This is a genomic window from Paenibacillus massiliensis 2301065 = DSM 16942, assembly GCF_000377505.1.
Taxonomy (GTDB): domain Bacteria; phylum Bacillota; class Bacilli; order Paenibacillales; family Paenibacillaceae; genus Paenibacillus; species Paenibacillus massiliensis.
The window spans coordinates 1-12,092 of sequence record NZ_KB898200.1 but is presented as its reverse complement, the minus strand read 5'-3'; the positions used below and the strand labels follow the sequence as shown (position 1 = coordinate 12,092).

The window sequence follows — 12,092 nt, the reverse complement described above, 5'->3', positions numbered from 1 at the left end:
TGGTTTAGTTCTTCCGGTCAAAAAACATGCTGTCAGGAGTATAGCTAGCATTATAGGCTGACTTTTGCCCCTTGATGGCCTCCTGCTTAATAAGCCATTCTCCAGCATCTGATTTCAAGCTACTCATTCTCCCCAGAATGATCTCATCATGTACTTGTAGCTCCACGATATGCTGCTTATCACTAGGGGTAAGCGTGGCTTGACACTGCGCAATGTGCTGGACAAGCCGCTCCCGCTCCTCACTGAATTCGGATAATTCCTCATAAGTGCTATAATCAATTCGCTCTACTAATTGGGCTGTCAACTTCACCAATTGCTCGACGTATTCCTTAGCAAGCATTACTTGCCCTGTCCTAATGATTTAATAGCCGTATCCCAAGCCTCTCTAAGTTCCTGCAAATGGGACAGCACCTCATTAGCAGGACGTACATCTTTTTTCAAATTGGATTGGATCAACTGATGAATCATATATTCATAGACCTGATATAGTGTTTTGGCAACTTGATAATCCATATTCAAAGCTGCAATTAATTCATGAAGGACAGCCTGTCCTTTGCACAGGTTGGTATTGCTCTTTTCGTAGTTGGCTTCTTCAATCCCTGTAATTCCCAGCTTCACAAAACGGATTGCTCCATCATACAGCATGATCAGGAGCTGCTCCGGAGAAGTCTGGAATTGTGATTGTTGATACTTCTGCAGTGGTGAATTAATCAATCGGGATCTCTCCTTCATTCTAGTAAATTAAATATTATAGGAAGCTAGATAGACTTGAGGACGTAGAATTATATCTGTTCATGGCAGTCTCCATAGCGGTAAACTGCTTGTAGTAATTGTTCTCGATTCGAAGGAGCCGGCTCTGCCAATCTGTAATTTGTCTTTCAAAGGAATCCAACTGAGTTCCCATTTGACTTTGAGGTAGAAATGCTGTTGTAATATCTGCGCTTATTTTGGATGTACCGGCTTTCTCAGCCAATGTATCGAGTGCACCACTATTTATTTTCCTGATGCGACTGAATAGTCCATCTTTTTCTGTGACGTTCTTTTTTTGAGTAGGAGTCAATCCTGGGGTATCATCCGTTTGAGAGAATAGTGCAGTTAGCTTCTCTGGATCGCTCTCGATGGCCGCTCTCAATTTATCTTCATCAATATGAAGCTTACCCTTTTCTCCATAGGCCCCGGTGGTAATTCCGAATTGTGCAAGATTTATTTTCTCACCATTTGGCAGGGTTACATCTGAGGTCATTGCTAACCGCATTTCAGAAATAGCCTTATTAAGAATGGTATCATTCTTAAGCATACCACTCTTGGCTTTGCTATCCCATAACTCGATTTCGCTTTCCTTCATCGCTTCTCTTTGCTCTGTGCTCAGCGGCAAATATTTGCGATAGCGCTCCTCATTCGACTTACCGTTAAGCAATGCTAATGTTTCGTTATAGGATTCTACAAACGCCTTGATATTGTTGACAACGGAGTCAATATCCTTGGAGATCTCCACCTGGGTAGATTGTCCTGATGGTGATACACCAGTCAGCGTAAGCTCTACACCATTAATTGTAAAGCGATTGGAGGACTGGGTGGTCTCCAGACCATTAATGATGACCGTTGCATCTTTACCAGCTTTAGGTCCAGTCGTCGTAAAGCCAGTATTCCCAGTAAACAATGCACCTTCGAGTGCAATAGCCTTGTTCCCGGTTTCCTTATTCGTCAAGGACAGGCTTCCTGAAGCCGCATCATATACAGCAGTCACACCTGTTGCTTTATTACTATTAATCTTCTTAACGAATGAATCAATTGTATCATCTGCAGTAAATTCGATGGTAGCATCGCCGATCTTGACGCTTGTCTCACTTCCGGAATATAAATCAGACATCTTGGAAGCACCTGCAGCACCCTTGTAGACAACGCTAGTTGCCGATGCAAGATTTTTAACCTCAATATTCAAGACAGAGTCTGCTGCTTCACCTGTAGCAGTTGCAGTTACTACCCCTGTTGCTCCAGTAATATTGGCTTTTTTCGAATCGATATTTTGTGTACGACTAAACGTATCCGTAATTTTGGTATTAAAGCTCACTAGCTTTGTGCTTACATTGCGATACTCCTCACGCTTCCACTCTGTAAGCTGTTTTTGTTGATTTAATTTATTCAGAGGCGCTTTCCGCGCGCTCATCAGCTTTTCTACCATTTCATCAATATTAAGTCCAGAAGAAAGTCCACTAATTCTCATCATTTATCCCCCATTCAAGCTTTTTCATCAAAGAAAAGTCCGTTCAGCTCCATTATGTTGGCTGCCACATCAAGCAATTTCTCTTTCGGTATTTCGCGAATCAGCTCCCCAGTCGATTTGTCCATAACCTTGACCATAATGGCATGTGTTTCTTTATGAATCGAGATTTCGAATGATTTTTCAGGTCCTTGTATTGCACGAATTGTTTTCTCAAACAACTCCAGAGCCTGTTTTTCTTCCATAGAAAATCCTCCGGAAATACTGCCAGGTCCTACATTGGAAGCTGTTGAGCTGTCGATGTCAGCATTCGTTCGAATGGGCTGAGGTACGACAGGTGCGACTCCGGAGATATTCGCTGTGATCCTGTGGTCCATAACGGGCCTCCCCTACAATAATCTTATCCTGCGAAAGCCTATGATTGAAGCTACTGTAATACTATGTATATCGGATTTCCGCACTGCTTTTTGAAGAGAATAACAAAAAAGAGACCTTGAAAAGTCAAGGTCTCTTTTGAAAAAGCTGTTAAGATTAACGAAGTACAGACAGAACACCTTGTGGTGCAGAGTTTGCTTGAGCCAGCATAGACTGGGAAGCTTGCAGCAAGATGTTGTTTTTGGACAGTTGAACCATTTCTTTTGCCATGTCAGTGTCACGTACACGGGACTCAGCAGCAGTCAGGTTTTCAACAGTAGTGCCCAAGTTGTTGGAAGTATATTCCAGACGGTTTTGTACAGCACCCAGCTTGGAACGCTCAGTGGATACAGCTTTGATTGCATCTTCGATCGAAGCCAGACCAGTAGTGGATCCCAGGCTGCTGAAGCTAGTTACAGAAATAGTACCAATTGTGATGGAACCAGTTGCTTTATCGTTCACAGTGATTGTTGCGCCAGCAGTGATGCTGATGCCGTTGAACGTAGTCTTAGTCATGATGTTGTCGATTTGAGCACCCAGTTCTGACAGCTCTTCATCGATGTTAGCCTTGTCATTGGAGCTATAAGTTCCGCTGGACTTTTGTACGTTCAGTTCTTTCATACGAGTCAGCATAGCACTAACTTCGTTCATTGCACCTTCAGCTGTTTGTACGAAAGAGATCCCGTCTTGAGCGTTACGTTGCGCTTGCTCCAGACCACGGATTTGTCCACGCATGGACTCGGAAATGGAAAGACCTGCAGCGTCGTCAGCAGCACGGTTGATGCGCAGACCGGAAGACAGTTTCTCCATGTTTTTGCTTGTTGCGTTAGTGTTCAAGCCCATGTTACGGTGAGTGTTCAATGCCGGTACGTTATGATTGATAATCATTGTTATATTTCCTCCCTGAAATGGTGTAATTCCCACGTCCATGTGGTATAAGCGTCTTCACAGGTCGGCCGCCCTGAAGAATTACCGCTCTAAATTATATATCGTCCCTGCATTTTAAATTGTTAATAGCTTTGCAGATATTTTTTGAGAAATATTTGTACTTGGAGTGCTTTAATATTCCTTTCACTTCAGGCCATCGATCTCCAGCATAGCATTCTTAACAGATTGAATATCTAATACAGCATTTTGATTATTTTGCTGAATGGCATCAAAGATCTCTTTTCTATAAATATCTACATCTCTCGGTGCTTGAATACCGACTTTTATCGTATCCCCTTCCACCGCCAATACAGTCAGTACAATATCATTTTGTATCACTATGGATTCGCCTTTTTTTCTTGTCAGTACAAGCATTACGAGTCACCGCCTTCGGAATGATCCGGCCAAAGCCTATGTTTGGTATTATAGCCAGTATTCTGTAAGACTATTTGCTTTCCTGATTGATTCTCGGTGTTAAATATTAAGGGTGCCAGTAAGTTAATCGTTGTCTTCTTCCGGTCGCTGTGCCATGTTACAATGCAACGCACAATAACCTGTTCACGATTATGCACCTGTAAATCCTGCATTGTCTCATCTGAAAGTACAAACTCATAATCGCTGATAAAGTCAAACGGGTCAACTGTAATAAATGTGATGGCAGGCTCTTCTACGGCACTTAATAGACTGAAGAGCTCATTATGTTGCTGGAGTTGAAACTCTCTCAGGTGTTCAAACCCTGGCATCCCCTTAGGGAAATTATATATATGACTAGCTTCCTCTGTTGTTACACTATGTTGCTCGTAATTCGCGGACATAGGAATCCTCCTTGAAATCGTAGGGATGTTATAGAAAGAAGCTACGGACTCTTTGTCCATAGCTTCTCACTACATTATAAAAAAATCAAGATTAGCGCATAAAATCCATTAATGACGGTTGCATAATAGATGCTGAGGATTTTAGCGCTGCTTCATATATGGTCTGAGCAGAAGTGGCTTGTATCATGAGTGATGCAATATCAGCATCCTCCGTTTTGGACTGCAGCGTTGTAAGATTGAGACCACGGTCTTCCAGGCGAGTCTGTACCAGCTCGACCCGATTCGTGCGGGCACCCACCTCTGATAAAGCGGCCTGCATTTTCGTAGCTCTCGACTCAATTTGATTCAATTGTGCTCCAATGACATCATAATCGCCGCTGGTAAGACCCGCGACCAGATCGTCCATAATCTTAAATACGTTATCTCCGTCCGCTGACGCACCAAAGAATTCACTACCTGAGGTGTTCACACGGAATACAGATTGATCCCCAATGGCATAATTGACACCTGCTGTATCTGGATCAAGTTGAGAGAACTTCGTGATCGCACCTGATAATTCATAGGGTGGCTGATCATAGTTCTGTCCATTGAAGATATATTTCCCTCTAATTTGGCTATTCCCTATGTTACCCATTTGCTCCTGTAGCTGCTCAACCTCCAGCTTAACAGCATCCAGACCTGACTCAGGGACTGTGCCGCTAGAAGCTTGTACTGTTAGTTCTTTCAAGCGGTGTAGGACATTAATAGCCTGCTGCATGTTGGAATCTGTGAAATCCAGCCAACTGACAGCACTGTCTGTATTGCTCTGGAATTGCTCGTTCGAAGCCAGCTCTGCACGGTAACGCAGGGCGTAGGTAACGCCTACTGGATCATCCGAAGGCTTGTTTATTTTACGCCCCGTGGAGATTTGATTCTCCATATTCATCATATTCCCGTAGTTGCGGTTCAGGTTACTGAGCGTCTGCATGCTCATCATACCCGAAGTGACACGTAAAGACATAGGTTCATCCTCCTGCTTCTATAGACTACAGGCCTACACGCCCGGTACTGTTAATCAGCTTGTTCAGCAGCTCATCATAAGTGGTCATGAATCGGGATGCAGCACTATAAGCATGCTGGAACTTGATCAGGTCCGTCATCTCTTCATCCAGAGACACGCCACTGACAGATTGACGACTCAGATCCACTTGCTCAACCAGGGCTTGTGCATTCTTCGATTGACGCTCCGCTTCCTCTGTCTGTACACCAAGCTGTCCCACAATCGAGCTGAAGAAGTCATCGACTGTACCCGGCGCACTTAACGCGGTACCAAAATCGAATTTGTTGCTCTTCAGGGCTGCAATCGTCAGGGCAAGATTGTTATTCCCCAGTACAACCTTCTCATTGGCAGTGCCTGCCCCACTTACACGCATGGAGGAAGCAATCTTGTTTGGATCATTCTGAATGTCCAGACTAAGTGTGATGTTCGCAGCCGTAATTGGAGCACCATCCGTGGTGGTAAAGAAAGGGCCGCCAGCTGTAGGCGTAGTCCCACTCAATGTGTAACCAAGCTGATGGAGACCATTGATACCTGGAACAGTCACCGTTAGATTATCTGTCAGTGTCCGGTTACCATTGGCATTCGAATAAGTGACTGCCGTATTGTTCGGACCAGAATTCAATATCGTCCCTTCCGGAAGCACTGTGCCGGCCGGAATTGTAATCTGAATATCGCCATTTGCCAACGTGTTGGCAAGTGTGTTCATTTGCGTTCTGTAGTTGGCAACATATTGGTCGCGAGAGAAAATCATCCCATGGACCTCACCGCCGGTCAGCGTACCGCCATCGTACAAGCCTTGGAGAGTATCGCCAGTTACTGCGGTGGCAGTTGCACCAGTCACCAGAACCTGCCCCCCCAATGTAACCTGGTAACCATCTTCCAGCTGTGTTACCTGCACGTTCGCCAGCTTGGACAGCTTATCAATCGCAAGATCGCGTTGGTCGCGCAGATCATTCGGGTTATCGCCCAGAATTTCCAGTTTATTAATACTGTTATTCAGATCGGCTACATTTTGCAGTAAGGATGAGATTTCCGTGGCCTTCAGATTGACACTGTTCGTAAGGTCCGAGGTGAGAGCATCTAACTGCTTGCTCACTTGATTCATTGCATCCGTGAGTGCTAACGTCGTCTCCTTGACAATCTTGCGGTTCGTAATATTCTCTGGGTCCTGGCTCAGGTCCGACCAAGCGTTCCAGAAATTATCCAGCACCTTACGAATCCCCGTATCTGAAGGCTCATTCATGATTGTCTCCAGCTTGGACAATGAATCATAACGTACACTCCAGCTACCTACTGATGTGTTCTCATTGCGATATTGGTCATCCAGGAAGCTCTGTCTGACACGCTCAATGGCGCTGAACTCAACCCCTGTTCCCAATTGACCAGGCGCTGTAGCACGGAACATGCCGTAAGCTTCCATTGGAAGAGAAGGCACCATACGAACGACCTGTCTGGAATAGCCTTCTGTGTTAGCGTTGGCTATATTGTGGCCTGTGGTGGCCAATGCTGTGGATTGCGTGTTCAAGCTCCGCTTCGCCGTTTCTATACTATGAAAAGTTGATGCCATGTTCTTTCCTCCAATTCAGGCACGTGTATCGAAAAGCCCGGAACGATTTGATCCGGTGTGCTTCTCTCCCGGGTGTTGATAGGTTACGTCTGCTTCCGCATAATAGGACATGCTCTCTACTGAGAAATTAATGAACGACATTGCCTGTTCAATCAACTGTTGATTCAGGTCATTCATACGTTTTACCTGCTGCAGAGTATCTCCAAGTGTAGCCTGCATTTGCAGCAGCTGTTGCTTCTCCTCTTGGTCGAACACCAGCCTGGACAGCTCTGTGATCGTCAGATTCAGCTTGGATTTAATGCCACGCTCGTGCAGGACCTCATATAAGCTAGATGTACGTTGCTCCTCAAGCTGCTCAATTTCCTTCACACAGCGGGACTCTTTTTTCATAATCTGAATTAATTCATCTACTTGGTTGGAAATAAGAGCCTGTTTCTTCGCTTCTCCCAGCTCCAAGAGGTATAGATGGACATCATTCAACTGATTCAGCACATCAACCAATCGATTCAAGGCCATATGTTCAATCACCTAGTTCCCGGAATTCTGCTTGAAATAAGGCAACAGCTTGTCGGCAATTTTGGATGCATCCACATGGTATGTACCAGAGGATACTTGTGATTTCAATTCCTTAATCCGCTCAGCACGATCGGTGTCATTACTGCGTTGCAGCATCTCCATAGCTTCAGGAGAAAAGGACACCTCATCCTTGCGCCGGCTCTTCTTCTGTTCTTCCTGGCGTCCAGTCTCCTGGTTACGTTGGTATGGATTAATCGCATTGATGCGGTTGGTCTCGTTAATTTTCATAACTTAACTTCCACCTTCCTCATTATTTATAAAATACGTGGTATTAGAAAAACGTTAATCGGCGTACTTGCACGGATGAACAGGCCGTATTGGGCGGGCAATTCCTGCGCTTGCAGAATAGTTAAGCTCCGCTGCGATGCAACATACGGGCTCTGTACTCTTCATAAAAGTGTTTGGATTATTCGCTCAAATAAAAAAAACACCGATAAGCTTTACTAAGATTATCGGCGTGCTTTAAAACTTTTTGAATAGCTGTAATCGTTTTTAATTCCACTGAACTAGTAATCCCGCTTTTTGTCAATAGCATTGTAGGTAGCTGAACCCACATTGTTACCTTCGTCCTGTTTCTTCTCTACGGAAGCCCGTGTTAATTCCTTCGTAAGTCGTGACCGGCAGGAATCACACATATTATTCTCACGGATGAGTGTCCCGCACACCTCACAAGGATACATCATATTCGGTGCATTGGCGATGGAGATTCTTCCCTCCCGAATAAAGCGAGTGATCTGCTTGATCGGTACCTCGGTCGCATCAGACAGCTCTTGAATATTCGCACCTTTATTTTCGCGCAAATAAGCAACGCACACTTCATATTCACGTTCTATATCTTTAATGCAATTAGGACACAGCTCTCTAAGGTTAATGGAGTACAAACGCCCGCAGCGAGGACAATTGGCAAGATTCATAAGTACACGCCCCCTTCAATAATCTGGTAGTCAACATCTGTAGTACTAATTTACCTTATTTACACAAAGCTCGTCCAGATGGAAAAGGCTTTCTTGTAAAATTTATTGCAGTAGGAAATTAGCAGCAATTCCTTCTACAAAAGGGATGATAGAGATTACACTTCATGTAATAGAGTATTTCTATCCTTGTAGTTCATTCAAGAACGTGCCCAAGTAAGACCGTATATGGTTAGGGGAATGTTCAGCTCTTGCCCCAAAGCTCTTAACACACTGCTGCATTGCTCAAGAGTACTACCTGTTGTATAGATATCATCCACAAGCAGTATACGGAGTGGTGTCCGCTTAGACCGCCCATGTCGTCTGCCTTCATATGCCTGAAGTAACCACTCTCTGGCTCCACTGGCTGGTGCAAATGCATGAGCAATGGAATCTCCACGCTCTTTGCGGCCCTTGAAGCTTTGCTTCCCGGTGTCTCTGGACCTAATCAGCAGTTCACAGATGTGAAGCTTCTGTCGCTTGCATAATTCACGGGCCATACACTCCGCCTGATTAAATCCTCGCTCCATCAGTCTGGACGCGCTAACAGGCACATATGTCACCAGCTCTGCCTCCCAGACTGGGCTAGCTCTCCAGCATTTCCATGGCCATCGCTTGGACTCCCGAATGTGGCTCCTTCGTACAGGACGGCAATCAGGGTGGGGCTTCGAATGACTACGGCTGCTCGTAGCAGGCTTCCCTTGTTCTTGGCCATTAGCAAGGACAAGGGAAGCGCAGCTGAAGTGTTCCACGGTTGTCCTCTCTTCCTGTAGTGCCTGATAGGCCAGCTGTAGCATCTTGCCGAATAAAGGCGACAGCTTCTCATTACCTCTATACTTAAAGTCGCTGATCCACTCCTTCATGTCACTAGTATACTGAACAGAACTGCGATTGCATTCGAACGAACGGCTCACTCTGTCAGGCCGGAGGCAATCAGGACACCCGACTTGCCGGCCACAGCAGGTACAGCGAATATGCTCAATCCACGGAATACGCCGCTCACACTTGCTACAGATTCCGAGCTGGCTGCTGGTGAAGACTCGGCTACCACAGACCAGGCAACTATGTGCGGGAGGAGCTAACCATCTCTGCAGGCAGCGATCTACGATATTCAATCGGGTTCAGCCTCCCATCTTCTTCAAATACCCACCTCGATGGGCAAGCTCATTCATACTCTGTATTTGTCTGATCGCTTGGCGCTGGGCTCGTGTCCATTCTGGAGAGACAAAAATCACCTTGCCTGCCGGGTCCTCTTTGGATCTGCCAGCTCGTCCAGCCATTTGTACCAGTGAAGCTTCATCGAACAAGCCGTTATCGGCATCGAGAATGTAGACATCACTGCGTGGAATCGTGACTCCTCGCTCCAATATCGTCGTGGTGACCAGCATTCGAATCGTTGCCGCGCGAAAAGCCTTCACTTTATCAGCTCGATGCTCGTCCTCGGAGGAGGTTCCTGCTATTGAAATTCCAGCAAAGTAGGTCGATAACAAATGAACCAGGGAAGGAATCTGTGCAATTCTTGTCACGAACACAAAAATTTGTGCCCCCCGCTTCAGCGAAATTTGCAAGGAAGAGAGAAGCCCCTTAGGCAGTCTGCGTTGTTGCAGGCACTTGGCAACCGAACTCCCCGAGATGCGAACAGGTACTGGCAAAGGATGGCCATGGAACCGGGCAGGCACCTTTGCATAGGGCAGAAGCCCCCGCTGAACTTCTTGCTGCAGCTTGAGTGGCGGTGTGGCAGATAAATAAACAAATTTACCCTTCTGCTTACAACAGGTGGCAGCCGCATGAGCAAGCATTGGGTCGTTGTGATATGGAAAGGCATCCAGCTCATCAATAATGACCAGATCAAAGGCGCTCCGAAAACGCATGAGCTGATGGGTCGTCGCCACTGTAATCTGCCCCGATCCCCAGCGATCCGTGCTTCCGCCATATAGCACCGTTATCCTTATATGGGGAAAAGCCTTTTCAAGCCGCGGTGCCAGCTCCAGCACTACATCTCTTCTCGGCGTTGCGACGAGAGCACGCCCCCCTCTGGATACAACGTAATCCAATAAGGGAAATATCATTTCGGTCTTGCCAGCTCCGGTTACGGCCCATAGCAAAAAACGTCCTTGATCTTGAAGCTGACTCTGCCCCCTCCTATGCTGATCTGGATCTCTGCTACCTACGATTAGCAGACGAAGACACTCAAGGCGTATCCCTTCTTCGCTGGTATGTGAACTCGCCCTCGACCAAAAGCGGCGCCAGCCCATACGCCAATCTACAAAATAGGGAGCTTCATCATTCTTATCCTTGCTGCCCGTCCTCTCCACGCTAATGCCTACTGGGTTTGTATCTTTAGGACTTGCGAGGAATTGAAGCGCTCTGGTCGTTGCCGCACGTTGTGCCGGACTGAGGCCCCACTTGTCCAGCTTCATACTGCCTGGCACCCCCAAGTTCCCACCGAGGAATGCGGTTTGCTTGTGCTCTTCATGGTATAGCAGCAGGGAACAAGCACGACTTCTACCCATGGTGCGACAAGCCGCACAGTAGGCACATGCCGACAGACCGCAAGAAGCGCAAGGTGTGCTCTCTACTGTAGCTGTACCGCAGCGTCTGCAATGCGGACGTCCAGAGCTTCGGTTCATCCTACTCGCACGTCGAACTCCTGTGATTTGTGAGGCGATTCCGGTGTCATAATGAATCGTCCCTTGTAGATAAGCCAATTGAGCGGCTTCCTGCCAAGACAGACCCATTTGAGAGCTTGATTGTATAGAGTTCGGAAATATTCTCTTGTTCTCATCCTCATTATGGATTCCATTCTGCTCCCATAGGGTCTTTACCTCGTCCGCAAATAGCTGGCGACCCTCCATAATCTGGCTAAAGTACTGAGCATCACGAAGGAGATTGGTCCCCATACGTGGGGACCCATCACCATCCTGATAGCTCTGACTGTACCGAGAAACCTCTCTCCCTGCTGGATATAGTATGTATTTCTCCCCCAGGTGATGATCTTCGCCGCTCTCTGACAGGCTCTCCAGCTCCCCTTTTAGCTCTCGCACCATCCAACCATTCCATTCCCGCTCCTTCCAATTATCCATGACAGCCAAGCTGCGAAAGCTCTCACGCAACTGTATAGCCCAAGGCAATGGGATACGATCACCTAGCATGATGAGATACCCTGCTCGTTGAAACCCTCCATCCAGCCACCACCACACATCCATGCTCATCGCTAGTGAAATGCAGAGTCTCCAGCTTGTCTCCTCGCGATGCACGTATACAGCGACCTTCATTCCAATCATCCTTTCTCTTATTTTCTCTGGCTACACTAGGGCTAGAGTAAAGGGCTGGATTCAAACCAGCCCCTCCTCATCAAACCGTACATGAGGTTTTCCCTCATACGGCTTTCCGATGTTCGTCTTTCATGGGCATGCAGATCACAATAACGTTTTTAGTCCATACATGTTAGCAATATACTTGACTTCAGGTCCTGAACTCATCCAACTCCTGCGCTGCCTCTTCTTTGCATACCACCGGGTTAATCGCTGCAGAATATACCAATCCAGCTTGGCTAATCTCTTTTGGCTGTGGTTCGTGTAGT

Annotated in this window: 15 protein-coding genes; all 15 read right to left on the bottom strand. The window is 46.5% G+C overall.

Annotated features, from left to right (window positions below; translation table 11 throughout):
• Nucleotides 1-4: 4 nt before the first annotated feature.
• Nucleotides 5-340 (bottom strand): hypothetical protein, encoded by a 336-nt coding sequence (locus D328_RS0124015; protein ID WP_018887601.1) that lies wholly within the window; start codon nucleotides 338-340, stop codon nucleotides 5-7.
• Nucleotides 340-714 (bottom strand): flagellar export chaperone FliS, encoded by a 375-nt coding sequence (gene fliS, locus D328_RS0124010; RefSeq protein ID WP_018887600.1) that lies wholly within the window; start codon nucleotides 712-714, stop codon nucleotides 340-342. The genes D328_RS0124015 and fliS overlap by 1 nt, the downstream gene beginning before the upstream one ends.
• 34 nt (nucleotides 715-748) lie before the next feature.
• The gene (fliD, locus tag D328_RS0124005; protein WP_233426240.1) at nucleotides 749-2,227 is read right to left on the bottom strand and encodes a flagellar filament capping protein FliD; all 1,479 of its coding nucleotides are present in this window, start codon (nucleotides 2,225-2,227) and stop codon (nucleotides 749-751) included.
• 11 nt (nucleotides 2,228-2,238) lie between these two features.
• A complete protein-coding gene (locus D328_RS0124000) occupies nucleotides 2,239-2,598 on the bottom strand; it encodes a flagellar protein FlaG (protein WP_018887598.1) in 360 nt (119 codons plus the stop codon).
• Between the two features lie 154 nt (nucleotides 2,599-2,752).
• On the bottom strand, nucleotides 2,753-3,523 hold the full coding sequence (locus D328_RS0123995) for a flagellin N-terminal helical domain-containing protein (protein ID WP_018887597.1): 771 nt from the start codon (nucleotides 3,521-3,523) through the stop codon (nucleotides 2,753-2,755).
• A gap of 183 nt (nucleotides 3,524-3,706) precedes the next feature.
• On the bottom strand, nucleotides 3,707-3,937 hold the full coding sequence (gene csrA, locus D328_RS0123990) for a carbon storage regulator CsrA (RefSeq protein WP_018887596.1): 231 nt from the start codon (nucleotides 3,935-3,937) through the stop codon (nucleotides 3,707-3,709).
• Entirely contained in the window at nucleotides 3,937-4,377 is a 441-nt protein-coding gene (locus D328_RS0123985; protein WP_018887595.1) for a flagellar assembly protein FliW, read from the bottom strand. The genes csrA and D328_RS0123985 overlap by 1 nt, the downstream gene beginning before the upstream one ends.
• A gap of 91 nt (nucleotides 4,378-4,468) precedes the next feature.
• On the bottom strand, nucleotides 4,469-5,377 hold the full coding sequence (flgL, locus tag D328_RS0123980; protein ID WP_018887594.1) for a flagellar hook-associated protein FlgL: 909 nt from the start codon (nucleotides 5,375-5,377) through the stop codon (nucleotides 4,469-4,471).
• 25 nt (nucleotides 5,378-5,402) lie between these two features.
• The gene (gene flgK, locus D328_RS0123975; protein WP_018887593.1) at nucleotides 5,403-6,983 is read right to left on the bottom strand and encodes a flagellar hook-associated protein FlgK; all 1,581 of its coding nucleotides are present in this window, start codon (nucleotides 6,981-6,983) and stop codon (nucleotides 5,403-5,405) included.
• Between the two features lie 15 nt (nucleotides 6,984-6,998).
• Entirely contained in the window at nucleotides 6,999-7,499 is a 501-nt protein-coding gene (locus tag D328_RS0123970; protein ID WP_018887592.1) for a flagellar protein FlgN, read from the bottom strand.
• A gap of 12 nt (nucleotides 7,500-7,511) precedes the next feature.
• Complete coding sequence (flgM, locus tag D328_RS0123965) at nucleotides 7,512-7,787, bottom strand: flagellar biosynthesis anti-sigma factor FlgM (RefSeq protein WP_018887591.1); 276 nt, start codon at nucleotides 7,785-7,787, stop codon at nucleotides 7,512-7,514.
• Nucleotides 7,788-8,065: 278 nt separating this feature from the next.
• On the bottom strand, nucleotides 8,066-8,473 hold the full coding sequence (locus D328_RS0123960) for a TIGR03826 family flagellar region protein (protein WP_018887590.1): 408 nt from the start codon (nucleotides 8,471-8,473) through the stop codon (nucleotides 8,066-8,068).
• 197 nt (nucleotides 8,474-8,670) lie between these two features.
• Nucleotides 8,671-9,372: a ComF family protein gene (locus tag D328_RS0123955; RefSeq protein ID WP_018887589.1), complete on the bottom strand. Its 702-nt coding sequence runs from the start codon at nucleotides 9,370-9,372 to the stop codon at nucleotides 8,671-8,673.
• A gap of 47 nt (nucleotides 9,373-9,419) precedes the next feature.
• Nucleotides 9,420-9,560 carry a hypothetical protein gene (locus tag D328_RS31380; RefSeq protein ID WP_018887588.1) on the bottom strand — a complete coding sequence of 47 codons (141 nt, stop codon included), beginning with the start codon at nucleotides 9,558-9,560 and terminating at the stop codon, nucleotides 9,420-9,422.
• Nucleotides 9,561-9,630: 70 nt separating this feature from the next.
• Entirely contained in the window at nucleotides 9,631-11,784 is a 2,154-nt protein-coding gene (locus D328_RS0123945; protein ID WP_018887587.1) for a DEAD/DEAH box helicase, read from the bottom strand.
• Nucleotides 11,785-12,092 lie beyond the last annotated feature (308 nt).

Coding starts and splice junctions, on each gene's coding strand:
- D328_RS0123970 (WP_018887592.1), bottom strand. CDS start 7,499: ATGGCCTTGAATCGATTGGTTGATGTGCTGAATCAGTTGAATGATGTC.
- D328_RS0124000 (WP_018887598.1), bottom strand. CDS start 2,598: ATGGACCACAGGATCACAGCGAATATCTCCGGAGTCGCACCTGTCGTA.
- D328_RS0123960 (WP_018887590.1), bottom strand. CDS start 8,473: ATGAATCTTGCCAATTGTCCTCGCTGCGGGCGTTTGTACTCCATTAAC.
- D328_RS0123955 (WP_018887589.1), bottom strand. CDS start 9,372: ATGAAGGAGTGGATCAGCGACTTTAAGTATAGAGGTAATGAGAAGCTG.
- flgK (WP_018887593.1), bottom strand. CDS start 6,983: ATGGCATCAACTTTTCATAGTATAGAAACGGCGAAGCGGAGCTTGAAC.
- csrA (WP_018887596.1), bottom strand. CDS start 3,937: ATGCTTGTACTGACAAGAAAAAAAGGCGAATCCATAGTGATACAAAAT.
- D328_RS0124015 (WP_018887601.1), bottom strand. CDS start 340: ATGCTTGCTAAGGAATACGTCGAGCAATTGGTGAAGTTGACAGCCCAA.
- flgL (WP_018887594.1), bottom strand. CDS start 5,377: ATGTCTTTACGTGTCACTTCGGGTATGATGAGCATGCAGACGCTCAGT.
- flgM (WP_018887591.1), bottom strand. CDS start 7,787: ATGAAAATTAACGAGACCAACCGCATCAATGCGATTAATCCATACCAA.
- fliD (WP_233426240.1), bottom strand. CDS start 2,227: ATGATGAGAATTAGTGGACTTTCTTCTGGACTTAATATTGATGAAATG.
- D328_RS0123945 (WP_018887587.1), bottom strand. CDS start 11,784: ATGAAGGTCGCTGTATACGTGCATCGCGAGGAGACAAGCTGGAGACTC.
- D328_RS0123985 (WP_018887595.1), bottom strand. CDS start 4,377: ATGTCCGCGAATTACGAGCAACATAGTGTAACAACAGAGGAAGCTAGT.
- D328_RS0123995 (WP_018887597.1), bottom strand. CDS start 3,523: ATGATTATCAATCATAACGTACCGGCATTGAACACTCACCGTAACATG.